Source organism: Pelagibacterium sp. 26DY04 (genome assembly GCF_031202305.1).
In the GTDB taxonomy this organism is placed as follows: Bacteria; Pseudomonadota; Alphaproteobacteria; order Rhizobiales; family Devosiaceae; genus Pelagibacterium.
The window spans coordinates 2581530-2602941 of record NZ_CP101731.1 but is presented as its reverse complement, the minus strand read 5'-3'; the positions used below and the strand labels follow the sequence as shown (position 1 = coordinate 2602941).

At 62.4% G+C, this 21412-nt stretch carries 18 protein-coding genes; 8 read left to right on the top strand and 10 right to left on the bottom strand.

Annotated features, from left to right (window positions below):
• Window positions 1-106 precede the first annotated feature (106 nt).
• The 3 genes from recN to NO932_RS12910 are packed head-to-tail and all read left to right on the top strand — an operon-like array spanning window position 107 to window position 5267.
• Entirely contained in the window at window positions 107-1780 is a 1674-nt protein-coding gene (gene recN / locus NO932_RS12920; protein ID WP_309207715.1) for a DNA repair protein RecN, read from the top strand.
• A gap of 14 nt (window positions 1781-1794) precedes the next feature.
• Window positions 1795-4005, top strand: coding sequence for an NAD-dependent DNA ligase LigA (ligA, locus tag NO932_RS12915; protein WP_309207714.1), 2211 nt, complete (start codon window positions 1795-1797; stop codon window positions 4003-4005).
• Window positions 4002-5267 (top strand): hypothetical protein, encoded by a 1266-nt coding sequence (locus NO932_RS12910; protein WP_309207713.1) that lies wholly within the window; start codon window positions 4002-4004, stop codon window positions 5265-5267. The genes ligA and NO932_RS12910 overlap by 4 nt, the downstream gene beginning before the upstream one ends.
• A 49-nt stretch (window positions 5268-5316) precedes the next feature.
• Here the strand turns inward: NO932_RS12910 and NO932_RS12905 are convergent, their stop codons facing one another.
• Window positions 5317-7146, bottom strand: coding sequence for an aminopeptidase P family protein (locus NO932_RS12905; protein ID WP_309207712.1), 1830 nt, complete (start codon window positions 7144-7146; stop codon window positions 5317-5319).
• Window positions 7147-7289: 143 nt separating this feature from the next.
• Here NO932_RS12905 and NO932_RS12900 point away from each other — a divergent pair, with 143 nt between their 5' ends.
• The gene (locus tag NO932_RS12900) at window positions 7290-7430 is read left to right on the top strand and encodes a hypothetical protein (protein WP_309160582.1); all 141 of its coding nucleotides are present in this window, start codon (window positions 7290-7292) and stop codon (window positions 7428-7430) included.
• Window positions 7431-7506: 76 nt separating this feature from the next.
• Here NO932_RS12900 and NO932_RS12895 read toward each other — a convergent pair whose 3' ends face one another.
• The gene (locus tag NO932_RS12895; protein ID WP_309160583.1) at window positions 7507-8376 is read right to left on the bottom strand and encodes a 50S ribosomal protein L11 methyltransferase; all 870 of its coding nucleotides are present in this window, start codon (window positions 8374-8376) and stop codon (window positions 7507-7509) included.
• Window positions 8377-8504: 128 nt separating this feature from the next.
• Between NO932_RS12895 and NO932_RS12890 the strand changes: the two genes are divergently transcribed.
• Complete coding sequence (locus NO932_RS12890) at window positions 8505-8798, top strand: antibiotic biosynthesis monooxygenase (protein WP_309207711.1); 294 nt, start codon at window positions 8505-8507, stop codon at window positions 8796-8798.
• A 15-nt stretch (window positions 8799-8813) separates the two neighbouring features.
• On the opposite strand, the gene NO932_RS12885 is transcribed toward NO932_RS12890, so the two are convergent.
• The 5 genes from NO932_RS12885 to NO932_RS12865 all read right to left on the bottom strand — a co-directional run bounded on the left by NO932_RS12885 (window position 8814) and on the right by NO932_RS12865 (window position 11515).
• A complete protein-coding gene (locus NO932_RS12885) occupies window positions 8814-9515 on the bottom strand; it encodes an HAD family hydrolase (RefSeq protein WP_309207710.1) in 702 nt (233 codons plus the stop codon).
• A 105-nt stretch (window positions 9516-9620) separates the two neighbouring features.
• Window positions 9621-9845: a DUF3072 domain-containing protein gene (locus NO932_RS12880; RefSeq protein WP_309160586.1), complete on the bottom strand. Its 225-nt coding sequence runs from the start codon at window positions 9843-9845 to the stop codon at window positions 9621-9623.
• A 170-nt stretch (window positions 9846-10015) separates the two neighbouring features.
• Window positions 10016-10240 carry a DUF3072 domain-containing protein gene (locus tag NO932_RS12875; RefSeq protein WP_309207709.1) on the bottom strand — a complete coding sequence of 75 codons (225 nt, stop codon included), beginning with the start codon at window positions 10238-10240 and terminating at the stop codon, window positions 10016-10018.
• Window positions 10241-10325: 85 nt separating this feature from the next.
• Window positions 10326-11096: an SDR family oxidoreductase gene (locus NO932_RS12870; protein WP_309207708.1), complete on the bottom strand. Its 771-nt coding sequence runs from the start codon at window positions 11094-11096 to the stop codon at window positions 10326-10328.
• A gap of 98 nt (window positions 11097-11194) precedes the next feature.
• Window positions 11195-11515 (bottom strand): heavy metal-binding domain-containing protein, encoded by a 321-nt coding sequence (locus NO932_RS12865; protein WP_309160589.1) that lies wholly within the window; start codon window positions 11513-11515, stop codon window positions 11195-11197.
• A 302-nt stretch (window positions 11516-11817) separates the two neighbouring features.
• Between NO932_RS12865 and NO932_RS12860 the strand changes: the two genes are divergently transcribed.
• Window positions 11818-12219, top strand: coding sequence for a hypothetical protein (locus NO932_RS12860; protein WP_309207707.1), 402 nt, complete (start codon window positions 11818-11820; stop codon window positions 12217-12219).
• On the opposite strand, the gene NO932_RS12855 is transcribed toward NO932_RS12860, so the two are convergent.
• Entirely contained in the window at window positions 12220-14541 is a 2322-nt protein-coding gene (locus NO932_RS12855; protein ID WP_309207706.1) for a UvrD-helicase domain-containing protein, read from the bottom strand.
• A 156-nt stretch (window positions 14542-14697) separates the two neighbouring features.
• On the opposite strand from NO932_RS12855, the gene NO932_RS12850 reads away from it, so the two are divergent.
• Both NO932_RS12850 and NO932_RS12845 read left to right on the top strand, forming a co-directional pair.
• Window positions 14698-16890: an esterase-like activity of phytase family protein gene (locus NO932_RS12850; RefSeq protein WP_309207705.1), complete on the top strand. Its 2193-nt coding sequence runs from the start codon at window positions 14698-14700 to the stop codon at window positions 16888-16890.
• A gap of 161 nt (window positions 16891-17051) precedes the next feature.
• On the top strand, window positions 17052-20690 hold the full coding sequence (locus tag NO932_RS12845) for an AsmA family protein (protein ID WP_309207704.1): 3639 nt from the start codon (window positions 17052-17054) through the stop codon (window positions 20688-20690).
• Here the strand turns inward: NO932_RS12845 and NO932_RS12840 are convergent.
• Window positions 20679-20891, bottom strand: a complete 213-nt coding sequence (locus tag NO932_RS12840; RefSeq protein WP_309207703.1) for a ribbon-helix-helix domain-containing protein — start codon at window positions 20889-20891, stop codon at window positions 20679-20681. The genes NO932_RS12845 and NO932_RS12840 overlap by 12 nt on opposite strands.
• 11 nt (window positions 20892-20902) lie before the next feature.
• Window positions 20903-21397, bottom strand: coding sequence for an SspB family protein (locus NO932_RS12835; RefSeq protein ID WP_309160594.1), 495 nt, complete (start codon window positions 21395-21397; stop codon window positions 20903-20905).
• Window positions 21398-21412 lie beyond the last annotated feature (15 nt).

Below are 21412 nucleotides of genomic sequence, written 5' to 3'. Positions count from 1 at the left end.
TGGTTAAACTGTGGATCGCAGCGCTGAACGGACGCAAGCGGTTTGCACGGTGAGGCGCGGGCGGAGTAAAACGGACGCCGCAACCATCATGGGAGCTGCTGGGGCGATGCTGAATACGCTGTCGGTCCGCAATATTGTTCTGATCGATCAGCTCGATCTCGCCTTTGAGAGCGGCCTTACGGTTCTCACCGGCGAGACCGGCGCGGGCAAATCCATCCTGCTCGATGCACTCACCCTGGCGCTGGGCGGGCGGGGCGACGCGGCGCTGGTGCGTGAGGGAACCGAGAGCGGGCAGGTGGTTGCCGTGCTGACGCTGCCCGAACAGCATCCGGCGCGGGTGCTGTTGCGCGAAAACGAGATCGCCGATGACGCCGAAATCATTCTCCGGCGGGTTCAGCACGCGGACGGGCGTACGCGCGCCTTCATCAACGATCAGCCGGTTTCGGCCGGGCTGCTCAAATCGGTGGGCGCCCTGCTGGTGGAAGTCCACGGGCAGCATGACGACCGCGCGCTGATCGACGCGGCGACGCACCGGACGCTGCTGGACAGTTTCGGCGGATATGAGACCGAACTGGCTGCGGTTTCCAATGCACACGCAAGATTGGTCGCGGCGCAAAAGGCCGTAGACGTGCAGCGGGCGCGGGTCGAGCAGGCGGCGCGCGACGAGGAATATGCGCGCCATGTGATCGAGGAACTTTCCGCGCTCAAACCCGAGCCGGGGGAGGAGGATGGCCTGTCGGAGCGCCGGCAATGGCTGATGGGGCTCGAAAAGGCGGCGGGCGAGGTCAACGACGCCGATGAAATCCTCAACGGCACCAATGCTCCCGGCCCTGTGCTTGCCATGCTGCTGCGGCGGCTGACGCGGAAATCGGAGGCCGAAGCCGCTCTTTTCGCGCCCATGGCCGAGGCCGTGGATCAGGCGCTGGTGGCGCTCGATACGGCAAGCGAGGCGCTTGATGCCATCCGGCGGGAGATGGCATTCGATCCGCGTGAGCTCGAACAGGTCGAGGAGCGGCTGTTCGCCCTGCGCGCGGCGGCGCGCAAGCATCAGGTCGAGTGTGATGCGCTGCCTGAGGTGCTGGCCAAGTATGCGGCCGATATCGAGGCGCTGGAATCGGGCGCCGAGACGTTGGCGGCGCTCGAAGCGGACCTCAAAGCCGCCGATAGTGAATATCGCAAGACCGCCGGCGTTTTGAGCAAGGCGCGGGAAAAGGCGGCATCGGCATTGAGCAAGGCTGTCGAGGCGGAACTTCCCGATCTCAAGCTGGGGTCGGCACGATTTATCGTCGACCGGCAAGTCGATGCCGAGCGGGTGTCGGCGCAGGGGTTCGATCAGATCGCCTTCCATGTACAGACCAATCCAGGGACTTCGCCCGGCCCGATGATGAAGGTCGCCTCGGGAGGCGAGCTGTCGCGCTTCCTGCTGGCATTGAAGGTGGTGCTGGCCGACAAGGGGTCGGTGCCGGTGCTGATCTTCGACGAAATCGATACCGGTGTCGGCGGCGCGGTGGCCGATGCCATCGGCAAGCGTCTGGCGCGGCTGGCGCAATCGGTGCAGGTGTTGACGGTGACCCATGCGCCGCAGGTGGCGGCGCGGGCAGCCACGCATCTTTTGATCGAAAAGCAGGCGATCGAGGAGGGGGCGTTCATGCGTACGCATGTGCGTCCGCTCGATTCCGAGACGCGTGGCGAAGAGGTTGCGCGCATGCTAGCCGGGGCGACGATTACCGACGAGGCGCGGGCGGCGGCCAAGCGGCTGATGCGCGAAGTTGGGGTTTGAGTGAGGGGTTTTCGATGAGTGTGGATGTGCCGGTGAACGAGCTGTCTCTGGAGGATGCCAAGGCCGAGCTCGACAGGCTGCATGCGCTGATCGAAAAGGCGGACAAGGCCTATTATCAGGAGGACGCGCCCGAGATCACCGATGCTCAGTATGACGCGGCGCGGCGGCGTTACGCCGAGATCGAAGCGGATTTTCCCGAACTGCGGCGGACCGATTCAGTCTCCGACCGGGTGGGCGCGGCACCGGTCGAGGGGTTTGCCAAGGTGCGGCACGCCGTGCCCATGCTTTCGCTGGGCAATGCGTTCGATGATGAGGACGTTGCCGATTTCGTGCAGCGCGGGCGGAAATTCTTCGAGCGTGACAAGGATATCGAACTCGCCTTCACCGCCGAGCCCAAGATCGACGGACTATCGGCTTCACTGCGTTATGAAGACGGGATTTTCATGCGCGGGGCGACGCGTGGCGACGGCACCGAGGGTGAGGATATCACCGAGAATTTGAGGACCATCGCGCAGGTGCCCAAGCAGCTTTCCGGCAACGGATGGCCGCGCGTGCTGGAGGTGCGGGGCGAGGTTTATATGACCCATGCCGATTTCGCGGCGCTCAAGGAGCGTTCGGCGGCCGAGGGCGGGCAGGATTATGTCAATCCGCGCAATACTGCGGCGGGTTCGCTGCGGCAGAAGGACCCTTCGGTCACAGCCAAGCGGAACCTCAAATTCTTCGCCTATGGCTGGGGCGAGGTGAGCGAACCGATCGCCGACACGCAGTATGAAGCGGTTCAAAAGCTCGGCGAGTGGGGATTTACCATCAACCCGCTGATGATCCGCACGACGAGCGTTGAAGAGATGATCGGTCATTATCGGGCGATCGAAGCGCAGCGGGCGACGTTGGGCTACGATATCGATGGGGTGGTCTATAAGCTGGACCGGCTCGACCTGCAGCAACGTTGGGGATTCGTCGCCCGGGCGCCGCGCTGGGCTATCGCGCACAAATTCCCTGCCGAGCAAGCGACCACCATCCTGCACAAGATCGATATCCAGGTGGGCCGGACGGGCACGTTGACACCGGTGGCGCGGCTGCAGCCGGTGACGGTGGGGGGCGTGGTGGTGGAAAACGCCACGCTGCACAACGAGGATTATATCGCCGGGCGCGATAGCACCGGCGCGTCTATCCGTGATGGCTACGATATTCGCGAAGGCGATACGGTGATCGTGCAGCGGGCGGGGGACGTCATCCCGCAGATCGTCGCCATCGTGCCCGAAAAGCGCCCGGCCGACGCGCAGCCCTATGTCTTTCCCGGGCGCTGCCCGATCTGCGACTCCGAGGCGGTGCGCGAGACCAATCCCAAGACCGGCAAGCTCGATGCGCGGCGGCGGTGTACGGGCGAATTGATCTGTCCGGCCCAGCAGGTGGAAAACTTGCGCCATTTCGTGGCGCGCGATGCGATGGATATCGACGGGTTCGGGGCTGAAAATGTCGATCTGTTTTATTCCGAAGAGCTGATTCGGACGCCGGCCGATATTTTCACCCTGCACCAAAAACGCGATGCGGTGCAGGCGGCCCTGTTCAAACGCCGCGAGCAGCAGGCGGCCGAGCGCGAGCGCGCTACGGGCAAGGTGCGCAAGAACGTGCGGGCCGCCGAACAGCGCAACTATGCCGGGCTGGACAAGCTCTTGGCTGCCATCGACGCGCGGCGCGAGCCCGAGCTGGACCGGTTCATTTTCGCGCTCGGCATCCGCCATGTGGGCGAAACCACTGCAGCGTTGTTCGCCAAGGCGTTCGGAAATTTCCAGACTTTCCGTGAGGCGGCTTACAGGGCGGGCAATGGTGACGAAGAAGCGCGCGGATCACTGATCGGGATCGATGGGATCGGCGATACGGTGGTCCAATCCGTCTGCGCGTTTTTTGCCAATGAGCGTAATGAAAGCGCCATCGACGCGCTGCTCGATGAGGTCAGGCCGAAAGATTATGTGGTGACGATTTCGGCCGATAGCGTGGTTGCGGGCAAGACCGTGGTGTTTACCGGCAGTCTTGAACGCATGTCGCGCACCGAGGCCAAGGCCATGGCTGAGCGGTTGGGGGCGAAGGTTTCCGGGTCGGTTTCGGCCAAGACCGATCTGGTGGTGGCTGGACCCGGAGCGGGCAGCAAGCTCAAGCAGGCCGAGAGCCTGGGGATTGAAGTGATTTCCGAAGACGAGTGGTTCACGCGCACGGGGCAGGGATGATGTTTTCAAGGCTCGCCACACTATTGGCCTTTTGGCTGGCTCTCGCCGGCACGACGATGGGACAGGAAACGACCGCCGATACGCTGCGCCAGCACCTCTATGATGGTCGGCTGGCCGATGGACGGGCGGCAATGGAAGCCTTGGCCGAAGACGATGCGACGGCGGCCTTCGGCCTTGGGGTCTTCACCCTGCTCGAGGGCGTAGAGGAGCTGGCGCAGGCGCTTTATGTCCATGGGTTCAACCCCCAGGGTGGCATTCTCGTCAGCCCGTTTTTCGGAATGCCGGCAGAGGAGCAGCAGGAGACGCGGGAAATCGAACCGCTGACCTATGCGGCGCTGCGCGGTTACCTCGAAGCCTTTTCAGCCGACATGGACACGGCCATGCCACTGCTGGAGGTGGCTGGGGCCGGGGATTTTGCCGTCGAGATCGATGTTTCGAAAATCCGTATCGATATAGATGGCGATGGGGCGGCCAGTGAGGCGGAGTCCGTGGGAGCCTTCTGGGCGATGGCTGCCGGCATGGGGCAGCAACTCGACATGGGCACCGGCGTGGCACCGGATACCGAATTGCCCGAGACGGTGTTTGCCTTCGATGGATCGGACGCGGTTTGGCTGGCTGGATATTCGCAGGTGCTTGCCAGCCAGTCCGATTTCCTGCTCGCCCATGATTTCGAAACGTTTTTTAACACCGCCCTGCACCGGCTGTTTCCCGGAGCGGGACTGCCGATGGAGAGTCGCCAAAGCGAGGGTGCGCTGTTCATGGACCGCGACACCGACGCGCTGTTGGCCGATGCGATCGCCATGATCCATACGATCAATTGGCCGATCACAGAGCGTGAGCGGCTATTGGCGGTGCAGGAGCGCGCGCTGCGGGTTCTGGATCTTTCGCGGCGCAATTGGGACCTGATCCTTGCGGAAACCGATGACAACCGCGAATTCGTTCCTTCGCCCTACCAAACTCCGCTCATTGCCGACATGGCGATCAACAAGGCGATGGTCGAGGCGTGGCTGGAAACGCTCGATGTGACCGAAGCGATCGTGCGCGGGGAATTGCTCCTGCCTCATTGGCGTTACCCCGGGCTCGGTTTCGATCTCTCCGCCTGGGTCGAAAACGCTGAGCGGACCGATTTCGTGCTACTGTTTACCGGCTTTGATGCCTTGCCCTACCTCCAGGAGGGCGAAATTGCCGACGCCGAATCCTTTGCCGCCGCCAATCGCGTATTCGGCGGTTCGATCTGGAACTACGCGCTCTGGTTCAACTAGGGCGTGTCCGGCAAAAGTGGAAACGGTTTGCCGTTCGGAACGTGACACCTCAGAGCGGCGCCGTTGCTTGTTCCAGCCATGCGCGCGTCGGCGCATCGAGATGCGGCCCGATCTCCCGGGCGACACGGGCGTGGTAAGCGTCGAGCCAGTCGCGCTCTGCGGGTTCGAGCATGTCGACGGCGATGAGCCGGCGATCGATAGGGGTGAGGGTCAGCGTTTCGAATTCGAGATAGCCGGGGGCGATCTCGCTTTCGCGCACCACGATTAGGTTTTCGATGCGTATGCCGTACTGGCCTTCGAGGTAGAAGCCCGGCTCGTTCGAGAGCACCATGCCGGGCTCGAACGGCACAGTATAACGCGGCGAAATGCCGGCCGGCCCCTCGTGGACGGAGAGGAAGGCGCCAACGCCGTGGCCAGTGCCGTGATTGTAGGTGAGGCCGACCTGCCAGAGGAATTGACGCGCGAGGATATCGAGCTGAGCGCCGGTCGTGCCCTTGGGGAAGCGGGCGCGGGAGATGGCGATCATTCCCTTGAGGACGCGGGTGAAGTGGTCCTTCTGCTGCTCGTTCACCGGCCCGGTGGCCATGGTGCGTGTGATGTCGGTCGTGCCGGTGAGATATTGAGCGCCGGAATCGACGAGCATCAGCTCTCCCGGCGCCAGGCTGCGGTTGGATTTTTCCGACACGCGGTAGTGGACGATGGCGCCATTGGGGCCGGAGCCTGAGATGGTTTCGAAGCTGACATCGACCGCGGTCGGCTCCTCGCGGCGGAAGGCCTCGAGCATTTTGACGATATCGATTTCGGTCAGCCCGCCGCGGGGGGCGGCTTCATCGAACCAGGCGAGAAACTTGGCCAGCGCAATGCCGTCGAGCTTTTGGGCTTCGCGCATCCCCGCCAGCTCCGCCTCGTTCTTTTTCGCCTTGGGCAGCAGAACGGGGTCGCGCTTTTCGATGAGGCGTGCGCCTCCCTGGGAAAGGATCGTCTTGACCTGGACAGGGGCGGTTTCGGGATCGAACCAGATAGCCTTGCGCTCGCCGGCGAGAGCGGCCAAGGCGGCCTCGAAGTCCGATTTGTCAGCGAGCTCGGCGGTGCCGGCCAGGGCCGTTCGGTTTTCTTCCGTCAGCTTGTTGTCAGCCAGGAACAGGGTCGGATTTCCCTGCGCGGGAATGACGGCAAAGCCGAGAACGAAGGGATTGTGGGGGATATCGCGGCCGCGCACGTTGAACAGCCAGCACAGCGATTCCGGCAGGGTGAGCACGACCGCATCGGCGCTTTCCCTGGCCAGGGTCGCCCGCAGGTCCGCCAGCTTGTCGCTTGCCGATTTGCCCGTACGGTTGTTGCCGAGCACTTCGAGCGGGCCGTTGGGTGCTGCCGGGCGGTCGGTCCAGATGGCGTCGACGGGGTTGGAGACCGGGACAAGTGCGATATCGGCCTTTTCGAGCGGCTCGCGGATGGAGGCGAGGCGACCCGGAGTGTGCAGCCAGGGGTCAAAGCCGATACGGCTGCCGGCGGGGAGGTTTTCGGCGATCCATTCGCCAGGATTGACGGTGGTGGTGTCGTGGATCGAAACCAGCGAGGTATCGGTCTGCGCGGGCGCCTGAAGCGTATAGCGGCTGTCGACAAAAAGTGCGGCGATATCGGTCGTCACCAGGGCCAGGCCAGCCGAGCCGGTAAAGCCGGTCACGTATGCAAGCCGTGCATCACAATCGGGGACATATTCGCCCTGGTGAACGTCGGTGCGGGGCACGAGAAACCCGTCGATTTCCATCTCGTCCAATCGGGCGCGAAGCGCGGCAAGGCGCGGCGCCACCTGCGTCGGATCGGATCTTTCCTCGAAAGACTGGAACTTGGCGTCGGGAATGGCGGCATAGGTGGACATGGGGGACTTTCTCGTTAACCGTCCATGCGCTTCCGGCATGGCTGGGTTTCCTCTTGAGGTCTAACTACCAGAAGCGATTGGGACTATCTATTGGCTCGACGGCGAGGTTACCCAAATTTGCCGTCGGACCAAGGAGAGATGACATGGTTGAAGACAAGAGCTTCTTCCGCAAGGCCCTAGACGCCATGATCGAAGCGCGCAGCCGTGAAGCGGCCCGCCAGGTCGATCGTTATTCGCGGATTTACGGGTGTGACTTCGGGACGTCCAAGAAGGGCGCCAACTAACCGAATCGCCTGGGGCTGAGGCCCCTGCACCGTGACGATGAGCCCCCACGGCCTCACTGGCCGCAGGGGCTTTTTGTTATGATTTTTCCAGGATCAGCGTCGTCCAGTCCTTGCGCACGATCCTGTCCTTGAGCACCATGCCCTGCCGGTTGTAGGCGGCGATGACGCGTTGGGCCTGAGTGTTGAGCAGGCCCGACAGGATGATCGCGGCGCCCCGTTCGGCGATGCGGCCGATGTCGGGCGAGAGGGTCACGAGCGGCCCGGCCAGGATATTGGCGACGACCAAATCGTAAGGCGCATTGCCCTGGATGGTGGGGTGATCGAGACCGGCGGCATCGACCTCGACGATGAGGTGGCCGACCCCGTTGGCCTTGGCGTTGTCGCGCGTGATGCGGACGGCGACGGGGTCGATATCGGATGCGATGACCGGCACCTTGCGCCGCTTGGCGACGGCGATGGCGAGAATGCCGGTTCCTGTGCCCACATCGATCGGCCGCACCGGCTGCTTGCGCTTTAGAACGCGCTGGATGGCCTCCAGGCACCCGGTGGTCGTCTCGTGATGGCCGGTGCCGAAGGCCTGCGCCGCATCGATATGGATGGGGATCAGGCCGCGCGGTTGGGTGTCGGCGTCATGGCTGCCATAGACGTAAAAGCCCCCCGCGGTGACCGGCTTCAGCCCTTCGAGCGAGCGGGAAACCCAATCGGCGTCGGCATCGATCGCGTTGACCGAGAAGTCCACATCGCCGCCCAGAACAGATTTGGCCAGGGCCTGAAATGCCGCCATATCCGGGGGGCTGTCGCAGGTGGCTTCGAATATCCATTCCCCGGTCTCCTCATTCTCATGGGCCGAGGCGGTGAGCGCCAGGTCGTCGCGCTCCATCACGGCATCGACGAGGGCATAGGCCTGATCCTTGGTGAGGGGGGTCGAAATCTGATCCTGGGGCATGGGGGCGCTCATTCTTGAAGTCGCCGGGGTTGTGGCCCCGGCACGCTGGGAAGTCAACAAATCTCGGATTTGGGGTGGACTCGCGCGGCAAAATCGTTCTTTATTTGTTCGCAAAGGGGAGAGTTGAGATGTATGGCTTGATCGGACGGATGATCGCCGTGGAAGGTCGGCGGGAGGAGTTGCTCGCCATCCTCAAGCAAAGCGCGGGCGACTACATGCCTGGATGCCACAGCTATATCGTGGCGCGTTGCAATCAGCACCCGGAGGGAATCTGGGTAACCGAGGTCTGGGATAGTCCGGAAAGTCACAAGGCTTCGTTCGACCTGCAGGCGGTGCGCGACGCAATCACTGCGGCAAGGCCGCTGATCGCAGGGTTCGACAATCGATTTGAAACCGAGCCGATGGCCGGGATCGGGCTTTGATCGCCGGCGGAGTCGCTAGCGTTTGAGGGTTTCGATGAGAGGGCCGAGTTCGGCGAGGGAAGCGATCTTTGCAAAGCGCGGTGCGTTGGCGGGTTCTTCGGCGTGCTCATAGTTCCAGGTGAGTTCATGGGGGACGTATGTGCCCCAACTTCCCGCCTCGATGGCGGGGAGCACGTCCGAGCGCAGCGAATTGCCGACCATCATGGCGTGGGCCGGTCCATCGCCATGGCGCGAGAAGGCGCGCTGGTAGGTGGCGGCCGATTTGTCCGAGACGATCTCGACGGCATCGAAGAAGTCGCCGAGACCCGATTGGGCCAGCTTGCGCTCCTGATCGAAAAGGTCGCCCTTGGTGATCAGCACCAAGCGGTGGGTGCCGGTGAGGGCCTCGAGCGTGTCGTGGACATGGGGCAGGGTTTCGATGGGATGGCTCAGCATTTCGCGGCCCGCTGAAACGATACGTCCGATGATCTCGCCAGGCACCTTGCCGTCCGTCACTTCGAGCGCGGTTTCGATCATCGAGAGGGTGAAGCCTTTGATGCCGAATCCGTAATGGGCGAGATTTCGCTTTTCGGCCTCAAGCAGGCGCGCGGAGAGGTGTTCGGGCTCGGCGAAATCGGCAAGCAGGTCGGCAAATTGCCTCTCGGTCAGGCGGAAGAATTGCTCGTTCTGCCAGAGTGTGTCGTCGGCATCAAAGCCTATGGTGGTGAGGCGTGTCATGGCGTGTATTTGCCACGACAGGAGCGAGGACGGTAGCCCTGGCAAAGAAATCGGCCCGCCGGGCGATCCCGACGGGCCGTCGATCCGTCCGATCCTGTCCGTGGCTTAGCCGTCGAGCTTGCGCTTCAAGAGCTTGATGCGGTTGGCCGCCTCGATGCTGGTAAGATGGTCGTCGTAGGCATCGAATTCCTCGGCACGCTGGGCAAGGCACAGCAGTTCGGCGGCCTGGGAGGCCGTCATCGGACCATCGCCCGAGAGATAATCTTCTCGGTCGTTGACACGGAAGGCGTCGGGGTTTGCGGTGGCGATGCCGGGATGAATGTCGGACATGAGTGGACTCCTAGTCTTGTGTTCTCAGAACGGGATGGCCGGCCCACCGGTTCCCGCCCGGAAGAAGATGAAGCTTGGGGCGGGAATTATCCTTGTAAAGACGGTTGCGGTGCGATCACATGTTAAGTGCGAAGTGAGCAAAAAGCGTGGCAGATCAGGCACTAGTGCTGTCACAAATCGAGCTTGCGTTTGAGCGCGTCGATGCGCCGCGAGGCTTCGGCCTTGGTGAGGTTTTCGGCATAGGCTTCGGGTTCATGGGCTTCTTCGGAAAGCGTCTTGAGATAGGAGGCCTGGGCGCCGGTCATGGGCTCGTCGCCCGACACCCAATCGGAAGGATCCTTCTCCAGATTGGAATTGGGGTCGTCATTGGGAACTTTAGGATTGCTGTCGGACATGCTGGAACTCCACTATGGGTTGTTCGCATAATGTTCCGGTGGGCGGGAGGGTTCCGTAGCCGGCGATCACCGGCTACGGGGAGCTTCAGGTGCGGCTGATGGAGACGCCGCCGTCGACCCGCATGGCGCTGCCGGTCATGAAGCGCGAGGCGTCGGAAGCGAGAAAAAGCGCGGCCTCGGCCAACTCCTCCGCCGTTCCCAGACGCTTCAGAGCATGAATGCCCTCGATGAAGCCGCGAGTTTCCGGCGCTGCGCCGGGGAGATTGGCGGCATTGGACGGCGTATCGATGCCGCCTGGGAGCAGCGCGTTGGCGCGAATGCCTTTGGCGCCGTATTCGACCGCCAACGTCTGGACGAGACCGATGAGCCCGGCCTTGGCGGCGGCATAGGCAGCCATTCCGGGAAAGCCGACGGTGTTGCCGACAAAGCTCGAGGTGAAGATCAGCGATCCGCCGCCGCGTTCAAGCAGGGCGGGGATTTGGTGGCGCGCGCCGAAATAGGCGCTGGTGAGGCAGGTATCGAGGGTCGCCTGCCAATCGGCGGGAGCGATCTCGGCTGCCGGGGCCATGACGGTCGCCGCGCCGGCATTGTTGAAGGCGATATCGAGGCCGCCAAACCGGTTGACGGCAGCCCTGACGCACTCGCGCGCGTGGCTTTCGTCGCGGACGTCGCCGGCGATCGCAATGACGCCGGCGCCGAGATTGTCGATCCGCCTGACGAGATCGTCGAGCTTGTCCTGCCGGCGACCCGAGATGACCAGGCATGCCCCTTCGCGGGCGAAGAGCAGCGCGGCCGCTTCGCCGATGCCAGAGGTGGCGCCGGTGACGATGGCGGTCTTGTTGTTGAGACGAGACATGGGAACTCCATTCGTTGTGAATGGAGTTGTGGTCTCAAACCCAACCGGGGCGGCCCGACCCGGATTCCACGGCCCGATTTTGACGCGGCCGCCCGAAGCTAACCCAGCTTCACCGCCGTGCCCGACACCGAGACCATCAGCATCGATCCCTGTTCGCCGATGACCTCATAATCGAGATCGACACCAACCACGGCATCGGCACCAAGACGGCGCGCTTCCTCCTCGATTTCGGCGAGAGCTTCCTTGCGGGCATCGCGCATGGCGTTCTCATATGCCCCGGCGCGGCCGCCGACGATGTCGCGAATGCCAGCAAACAGATCGCGGAAGATGTTGGCGCCGATGATGACCTCGCCGACCACCAGTCCGAGATATTCACGGACGGGACGGCCTTCGACGACAGCGGTGGTGGTGATGATCATGGAGTTCTCCTCGTTTGATGGGCAGCGGATATACCGTGACGGACATATTGCCCTCTGCGGACGCGATAAGTGTCGCGCAGAGCCGGCGTCAAAGCAGATGAATTTATTTGTGGATGTTATGTAATCGCGAATGATTAAATGGACCGTGTCACTGCGTTCATGGTATGTTTCTGTCAGCCTTTAAGCTTAATTGTGTTTCTGCTAACTCGGAGAGCTGCATGACACGACGAAGAGCGACTAAGACTAGAAGTGAGCTCATCGAGATATGGGACCATTTGCCCACTTCGAGTTCGCGCGAGGTGGTGGCCGAATTCAAGAAGCGGCATGGTAACGTCCCCAGCTTTGAGGCTGACGATATTATAGATTATGGCCTGATGGAACTGGCGGGTCAGGTTTCGAGTCGTCGACTAATCGACGATGGACAACCAGACATGCTGCAGGCCCTTGTGGCTGACGCCGACCGAAAGGTTCTACGCCGAACCCTTGTTGTAAAGGTTCGGGAACAGGGCGTAGTTACAGTGGCCAAGCTAGATCTGCAGACGTTGAAACCAGACGAGTTTTTTGCTCTCGACATCGTCGACGTTCAGCCAAAAAGACGAGTGACACCGACGGCCCTTGAAGTCGTTAGACGAGACATGAAGCTCATGCAAGAAACGGGCGAGACTGATTCCACATACGGAGCGTTTTTGCGGAGGGGTGGGTAATCACCCCCGCTTCACGAAACTGTCCAAAACCTTCTTTGGTCCGGCTTTCTCAAAATCGATGGAGAGCTTGTTGCCCTCGGTCGCCGTCACCGTGCCGTAGCCGAATTTGAGATGGAAGACGCGTTCGCCCACCGAGTAGGCGGCCGAAGGGCCTGAGGAGCGGGCGACGAGGTCGCCTTCGATGGTCAAGGGACCAGGGCCCTTGCGCTGGGATTGCTGGCGCTGGGCGCGCTGCCAGCCGGGGGTTTCGTAGACGCTTTCAAAGGGATCGCGCTGGTCGAAGCGCGTGGCGGCGCGGCCGCCATAGGTATAGCCGCCATAGGACGAGCCGGTGTCGGTGACCTCGACGGCATGGGCCGGCAACTCGTCGAGAAAGCGCGACGGGATGGCCGATTGCCAGAGGCCGTGGATGCGGCGGTTCTGGGCAAGCGATATGCGGCAGCGCTTTCGCGCGCGCGTGATGCCGACATAGGCGAGGCGGCGTTCCTCCTCGAGCCCGGCGAGGCCGGATTCATCGAGCGAACGCTGATGCGGAAACAGTCCTTCCTCCCAGCCGGGGAGGAAAACGGTGTTAAATTCCAGCCCCTTGGCCGAGTGCAAGGTCATGATCGAGACCGCATCGCCGCCTTCGCCGGAATCGCGATCCATCACCAGGGCGATGTGCTCGAGAAAGCCGTTGAGGTTTTCGAACTCTTCCATGGAGCGGATGAGTTCCTTCAAGTTTTCCAGCCGTCCCGGCGCGTCGGCGGATTTGTCATTCTGCCACATCGCCGTATAGCCGGATTCATCGAGGATCTGCTCGGCAAGCTCGTGATGCGGGATCGAGCGCAGGCGATCGGCCCAATCGTCGATCTGGCGCACCAGCTCGCGCAGGGTGGAGCGCTGCTTTGGCTTGAGTTCCTCGGTTTCGATCAGGTCACGGATGGCGGCCAAAAGCGGAATATTGGCGGCGCGGGCGGTATCGTGGACGATCTGCAGCGTGGCATCGCCCAGCCCGCGCTTGGGCACGTTGATGATGCGCTCGAAAGCTAGATCGTCGGCCGGCTGGGCGACGATGCGCAGATAGGCCAGAGCATCGCGGATTTCCTTGCGCTCATAAAAGCGCGGGCCGCCGATGACGCGATAGTTGAGACCCAATGTAATGAAGCGCTCTTCGAATTCGCGCATCTGGAAGGAGGCGCGCACGAGGATGGCCATATCGTCCAGATGGTCGCCCTGACGCTGGTACTGCTCGATCTCCTCGCCGATCTGGCGGGCTTCTTCTTCAGAATCCCAGACCGAGGTGACGGCGATCTTTTCGCCTTCCTCGCCCACATCGGTCTGCAGCGTCTTGCCCAGACGGGATTCATTGTTGGCGATCAGGTGGCTGGCAGCCGAAAGGATGTTGGAGGTCGAGCGGTAATTGCGTTCGAGCTTGATGATCTTGGCGCCGGGAAAATCCTTTTCGAAGCGCAGGATGTTGTCGACCTCGGCGCCGCGCCAGCCATAGATCGACTGATCGTCGTCGCCCACCACGCAGATATTGGCCGAATTCTTCCCGTCCCGGCTTTGCGCCAGAAGGCGCAGCCAGAGGTATTGGGCGGTGTTGGAGTCCTGATATTCATCGACCAGCATATAGCGAAAGCGATCGTGATATTCGGCAAGGACTTCGGGATTTTCCTTGAACAGGCGGATGCCTTCGAGCAGCAGATCGCCGAAATCGGCGGCGTTGAGGGTTTTCAGCCGCGCCTGGTAGTCGGCATAGATCTTCTGTCCCTTGCCGTTGGCGAAATACCCCTCCGCCGAGGAGATGTCCTTTGGCAGCAGGCCGCGGTTCTTCCAGGTGTCGAGCATGGAAGCGAACTGGCGCGCGGGCCAGCGCTTCTCGTCAATGTTTTCAGCCGAGAGAAGCTGCTTGATGAGGCGGATCTGATCGTCCGTGTCGAGAATGGTGAAATCAGGCCTGAGCCCGACCAGTTCCGCATGGCGGCGGATGATGCGCGCGCCGATCGAGTGAAATGTGCCCAGCCAGGGCATGCCCTCGACCGAGGCACCGACGAGCTTGCCGATGCGCTCCTTCATCTCGCGGGCGGCCTTGTTGGTGAAGGTGACGGCCAGGATCTGCCCGCCGCGTGCCTTGCGGGAGGCGAGGATATGGGCAATGCGGGTGGTCAATACGCGCGTCTTGCCCGTGCCGGCGCCGGCAAGAACCAGCAGCGGGCCCTCGGTCGTTTCCACCGCCTCGCGCTGCTCGGCGTTCAGCCCCACGAAATAAGCCGGCTCGCGCGGGGCGAACTGGGACGTGATCGGGCCTTGCGGACGATGGGGCGGGACGGCTGACATCAGCTATTGACGAATCTCTTTTTGTTCTCCTGGCGAGTATATAGGCGCGATAGGGGCAAAAGTATATGCACAGGCGCAAATCGCCCTGTCACAGAAGTGTTGTCGAGCGGTCCTATAGGGCCCTGTCGTGAATTCTCACGCCTTACGGGGGACCCCATGAACAAATCTGTTCTGCTTACCGCCATTGCGGCCGGACTTCTGGCGAGCGCTGCCGTTCCTGCAAGCGCCCAGAGCTATTTCAACCGCATCGCCAGCTTCCCGGTTGCGCTCAACACGCCCGATATCGAAGCTGAGGAAAATTCGGCGGAGATCATCACCGCGACGGAAGACGGTATGACGCTGGTTTATTCCAACGCGCTGCTCGGCGGTGTCGGCTTTATCGACATCACCGATCCGGCAAATCCGCAGCCGGGCGGTTTCGTCGAACTCGAAGGCGGCCCGACCTCAGTTTCCGTGATCGGCAACAAGGCGCTGGTGAGTGTCGATACCACCGAAGATTTCACCGCTCCGACCGGCTATCTGGCCGTCGTAGACATCGAAACGCTCGAGGTCGAATCCGAATGTGATTTGGACGGCCAGCCCGACGCCATCGCCAAGAACGCCGACGGTTCACTGATCGCCATCTCGATGGAAAACCAGCGCGATGAAGACCTCAACGACGGCGTGATCCCGCAGCTTCCGAGCGGCAATGTGACGTTCCTCGATGTTGCCGAAGGCACCCCTGATTGCGACAGCCTGCGGGTGACCGAATTGGCCGGCCTTGCCGAGGTGGCCGGTGAGGACGCCGAGCCTGAATACACCGACTTCAACAGCGCCAACGAACTTGCCGTGACGCTGCAGGAAAACAACCATATCGTCATCATCGACGGCGAAAGCGGGGAAGTGATCAATCATTTCTCCGCCGGTTCGACCGACCTTGCCAATATCGACATCGAAGATGACGGCCGGCTTTCGTTCAGCGAAAGCATCGAGGGCGCATTGCGCGAGCCCGATGCCATCCAGTGGCTGGACGACGACCGCTTCGTGATCGCCAATGAAGGCGACTATGAAGGCGGCTCGCGCGGCTTCACCATCTTTTCCAAGGACGGCACCGAGCTTTATGAGAGCGGACCGTCGATGGAATATATCAGCGCCCAGCTCGGCCACTATCCGGAAGGTCGCTCCGACAACAAGGGGATCGAACCCGAAGGCATGGAAGTTGGCGTGTTCGGCGACGAGACGCTGATCTTCGTCAACCAGGAACGCGCCTCGCTGGTCGCCATCTATCGCGACACCGGCGCCGAGCCCGAATACATCCAGTCGATCCCCTCGGGCATCGGTCCGGAAGGGGCGCTGGCGATTCCCGAGCGCAATCTTTACGTCACGGCCAACGAGACCGACGTTTCGGCCGATGGCGGCGCTCCGGCTCACGTCATGATTTTCGAGCGTCAGGATGTTGAAACGCCTGACTATCCGCAGATCATGTCGGCGATGAACGAGGATGGCACGCCGATCGGCTGGGTGGCTCTGTCGGGTCTGGTTGCTGATGCCCAAGAAGCCGGCAAGCTCTATGCCGTCAACGACTCCTACCTTTCGATGATGCCCACGATCTACACGATCGATGCGACGCAGAGCCCTGCGATGATCACTGAAGCCCGGCTGGTCACCCGTGATGGCGCTGCTGCCGAAGGCCTCGACCTCGAAGGCATCACGCTGGACGGTGAAGGCGGCTTCTGGGTGGCTTCGGAAGGCGACACCGAAGACGGTATCCAGCACGCCCTCTACCGTGTGGATGCCGAAGGTGCGATCATCGAGGAAGTGATGTTCCCCGAAGTCCTGCTGGCCAACGAAACCCGTTCGGCAGCCGAAGGCATTTCCGCGGTGGGCGAAGGCGACGACATGGTGCTCTGGATCGCCATCCAGCGCGAATGGGGCGACGATCCCGAAGGCATGGTGAAGCTGGTTTCCTACCAGCCTTCGACCGGCGAATGGGGCGCTGTGCACTATCCGCTCGAAACTCCTGCTGAAGGTGCCTGGGTCGGTCTGTCGGAAATCACCATTGCCGGCGACTACGCCTATATCGTCGAGCGTGACAACCAGATCGCGGCCAACGCCCAGCTCAAGAAGCTTTATCGCGTGCCGCTCGCCGAAATGGTAGGCGCCGAGATCGGGTCGGAACTACCGGTGGTCACCAAGGAAGAGGTCCGCGACTTCATCCCTGACCTCCAGGCGCTGAACGGCTATGTGCTCGACAAGGTCGAAGGCTTTGCCATCGACGCGGCCGGCGAAGGTTGGGTCGTCACCGACAATGACGGTGTGGATGACTCCTCGGGCGAGACTAATTTCTGGTTGATCGGCACCGTTGAATAACACGGCACCGATACGAAAACGGTTGAAGGGTCGGGCCAACGCCCGGCCCTTTTTCTTGGCCAATATGCAAAAATCTCGTCTTCACAAGGGCTAAAGCCGGGTGACGAAACCCATTGTTATGCCTAAGGTTCGCGTGATTTAGCTTTGAGGTTTCCCCGGCTTTGGCCAACCGTATCTACATCGCCATCGGATTGATCGCGATCCTCATTCTGGGCGCGGCATTCATCGTGCCGTTGTTCATTGACTGGAACGCCTACAAGCCGCGCATGGAGCAGATGGCGGCCGAGGCGCTGGGGGTGGAGGTGGAGATTGCTGGGGATATGGAGTTCACGCTGCTGCCCCAGCCGCGCCTGCGCTTCGAGAATGCGCGGATGGGGCCCGCCGACGCGCCGGTGGGGGCGGCCAGATCGGTCGAGGCCGATTTCTCGCTGATGGATTTCCTGCGCGACCGGTTCACCGTCACGCAATTGCGGCTGACCGAGCCTGAACTCAACCTGGTGATCGACGAAAACGGCGAACTTCAAACGCCGATCGTTCTCGCCGAGAACCCGAGCGTTTCCAACGTTTCGATTGCCCATGCGCGGTTCGACGAGGGCACCCTGCGCCTCACCGACATGCGGAGCGGCCAATCCTGGCAGGCGCAGGGGTTTGCCGGCGACATGCAAATGACGGCAATCCGTGGCCCTTTTACCCTGCAAGGGCAGGCGACCCACGAAGGAACCCCTTACGCCTTGCGGATGGGGACCTCGGCTATCAACGCGGCCGGCGAATTGCAGCTCAACGCTTTCGTGCGTCCGCTCGACGGGCGGTTTTCGGTTTCCCTCGAGGGATTGCTGGCAACCGGCGGCATGCCGGAGTTGACCGGCGCCTTGACCTATCGGCAGGCGGCGCAGGCCGAGGGCGACGCGGTGGTGGGCGCGCTGGTGTTGCAGAGCCCGATTACCGCGGACAGCAATGCGGTCCGGCTCGACGAGTTCACGCTTCTGCCCGATGAAAACCAGACGGCGACGCGGCTCACAGGTGAGGCGACGGTAACGCTGGGCGCCGAGTCGAGTTTCGATGCGACGGTTTCCGGCGGTGTCGTCACGCTTCAGACCAACGCGGTGACCGAAGAGGGGGCGCAACCCTTCGAAATCGTGCAGCTCCTGCGCGGCATGCCCGAGCCCGTCATTCCGCCGCTGCCGGGCAGAATCGCCATGTCCATCAATGAACTGGTGGTGCGGGGCGTGTCGGTGCGCGATGTGAGACTGGATGCCGAGAGCGATGGCGAACTCTGGGCGGTGGAGGAGTTTTCCGGGCGGCTAGCGGGTGATACGACGCTCAAGCTCACCGGCTCGTTGGGGCGGGCGGCTGGCTGGCCGGCCTTCGAGGGGACCTTGGCGATGGCCTCCTCCCGGCTCGACGCGCTGTCGCTGCTGTGGGTGCGGCCGAGAGATGGCAATCCGCTGTTCGGTGTTTCAGGTTCGCTCAATGGGCAGGTGCAATTGGTCAATGACCGGCTGCGGCTCGAAAACGGAATTCTGGTGATCGAAGATACCGCGCATACGGTTTCAACCAGCATGCGGTTCGGCGAAACGCCCTCGCTGGCTGTCACCGCCGATCTCACGACATTGAACGCCCGGCAGAGTGCGGCGCTTTTGGCGTTGCTGCCGCCGATCGAACCGACAGGCACGTTCGGGCTGAGCTTTCCCGATGGGCGGCTCGATGTCGAGCTGGAAGCGGCACAGCTCGCAGGGCAGGCGGTGCAGCGGCTTTCGCTGCGCTCGGCCTGGTCGGATCAGGGCGTGACGATCGAAAGCTTGGATGTAGAATCCTTTGGGGGCGTGGGTTTTGCTGGCGCCGGTTCCCTCTCGGGTTCTCTGGCCGCACCGGTGATCGTGGCCAATGGCGAGCTCGAGATCGCCGCAGGCGCTCGGGTGCTCGACAGGGTGTTGGGGACCGAGGCCGGAAATCCGTTGCGGCAAGCGGTTCTGGGCAGCCTGCCGGCGCGGCTGGATTTGGATTTACAGCCGCCGGGATCGGATGGGCTGCAATCGATGACGCTGGATGGCACGGCGGGCGCAGCGGAAATTTCCATTGGCTTGGACATGACCGGCGGGATCACCGGGCTGGGGCGCGAGAATCTCGGGATAACGATCGATGCGGCTGCCGACAGCGGGGCTGCCATGCTGGCCCAAATCGGGCTGGCGCCATTGATCGCGGGGACTGATGGCGCGATCGCCAGTGCGCGGTTCGAAGGCAATCCGCGCGGCAATATGGACGCCGAGCTTTCGCTCGAAGGCGGCGGCGAGCGGATCGATTTTTCCGGGACGCTGGTGCTATCGGATCTGGCCTCGATCCGAGGGGAGGGGCAGACCTCTTTCCTTTTCGCCGATGGGGTGGCGCTCGCCGAACTGGCCGGCGCGGCGGGTGTGTGGCTTCCGGGACTGGAGGGGCAAGCCGATATCGGTTTCGTCGGGCCGGAAAGCGTAAGGCTTTCCGACATCTCGGCATTTTCCGGTGAACGCTCGGTTGGCGGGGAGGTGACGTTCTCGGCGCAGCGGGATTCCGCTCTGGTCAGCGGCTCGCTCGCTTTCGATGCGCTCGATGTGGAAACGCTGGCCACGATGCTGACCGGGCCGGCGGGCATGCTCAACCTTTCTCCCGGCCTCTGGCCGGACGGACCGATCGATCTGGGCGGTACGCCGCGATCCACGCGGGGGCGGATCGCGGTGACGGCGCCGGTTCTGATGGTTGGCGATCAACGTCTCGTGGAAGCGCTGGCCTTCGATTATGCCTGGGGCGAGGAGGATGTGGGGCTGCGGGGGCTGTTCGGGGAGTTCGGTGGAGGCACGGTGCAACTGGATGCCACGGCTTGCTGCGCCTCGGCCATAGCCGACAAGAGCCTGGCCGGACGGCTGACGCTCAACGGCGTGGCGCTCGACGCCATCCTGCCGCAAAGCCCGTCCGATGCGCTGGGCGGGACGCTGACGCTGGGAACGCAATTCCAGGGGAGCGGGGACAGCTATCGCGCGTTTGCGGGCTCGCTCAACGGCGAGGGCAGCTTTTCGGTGAACGACGTGCGGATCGAGCGGTTGTCGCCATCCGCTTTCGATGCGGCGGCCGATGTGGACAATCTGGTCGAAATCGCCCCGGAAGCTTTGGAAACCCTGGTGGCGACGGCACTGGATTCAGGCCCGTTCATTGCTGATGAAGCCGGCGGATTGGTGAGCCTTATCGGTGGCTCGGCGCAGATCTCCAACATCGCCATCGAAGGCGACGGCGCCCGGCTGGTGGGCGGTGGAAGCCTTGCGCTCGACACCGCGGAACTCGACGCGAGTTGGAGGCTAGCGCTGACGCGGGCTCTGGCGGGCAATGGGCTGATCACCGAAACCACCGGGCGGATCGGGCTCGAGGTGGACGGAACATTGCTGGCGCCGGAACGGGCGCTCGATCTGGGGCCGATGGTCGATGCGATCCAGGTGCGGGCACTGGAAACCGAACTCGATGAACTCGAGGCGTTACGGGCCGAGCAGGAAGCGCGTCAGCAGGAAGCGGCCGAAGAGCAGGCGCGGCTGATGGAGGAAGAAGCGCGGCGGCAGGCCGAAATATTGCTGCAGCGGGAGCAGGAAGAGGCCGAGCGCCTTGAACAGGAAGCGCAGCAGCAGGAACTCGATGCGATCGAGCAGCAATTGAACGGTCCCGCCAACGGCGAGGGCGAAGTCAATGAGGATCAGGACGCATCGCCACCTGTTTCCTCGCCTCCACCAACGTTCACTCTTCCCGAGCCTCCCTTCACCTTCGACATGTCAGAGCCGTGAGCGCTGCTGATACCAGATCAATACAGCAACTCTGATGGACGAGGATAAGTTCGTGTCCTCGCGCTGCTCGTCGATTTCCGCGATCAGGGTGGGAAGAGAGATGTCACGTTCGGCGGCGATGGTTTCGAGCGCGTCCCAGAACTGGGGCTCAAGCGCTATCGAGGTGCGGTGGCCCGCAATGGTGAGCGAGCGCTTACGCACTGAAAACGCTCTTATTTCTTGCGGAAGGAGTCGAGGCTGACGACCTTTTCCCCGCCACCCTCGGGCGTGGGCTCGCCGTCGTCGTCGGGTGTTTCATCGATCTCCTCGGCGTCTTGCGCGACGGCTGCGGGTTGGGAGCCGGGCTGGGATTCGGCAACCTCGAACTGGAGGCCGAACTGCACTGAAGGATCGAAGAAACCCTTGATGGCCGAGAAGGGGATGAACAGGGTTTCGTTGATGCCGTCAAAGCTCAGGCCAACCTCGAAACCGGTTTCGGTGACCTTGAGATCCCAGAACTGGTTCTGGAGAACGATGGTCATTTCCTTGTCGTACTGGGAGATGAGCTTTTGGCTCAAACGCACGCCAGGGGCTTGAGTTACAAAGGAAATAAAGAAGTGATGATCGCCCGGCAGGCCGGTGCGGGCGACTTCGGAGAGGACTTTCCGGACGACGCCGCGCAGGGCTTCCTGGGCCAGAATGTCGTAGCGGATGTGGTCCTGTGCCATTAAGGGCAGCTCCTT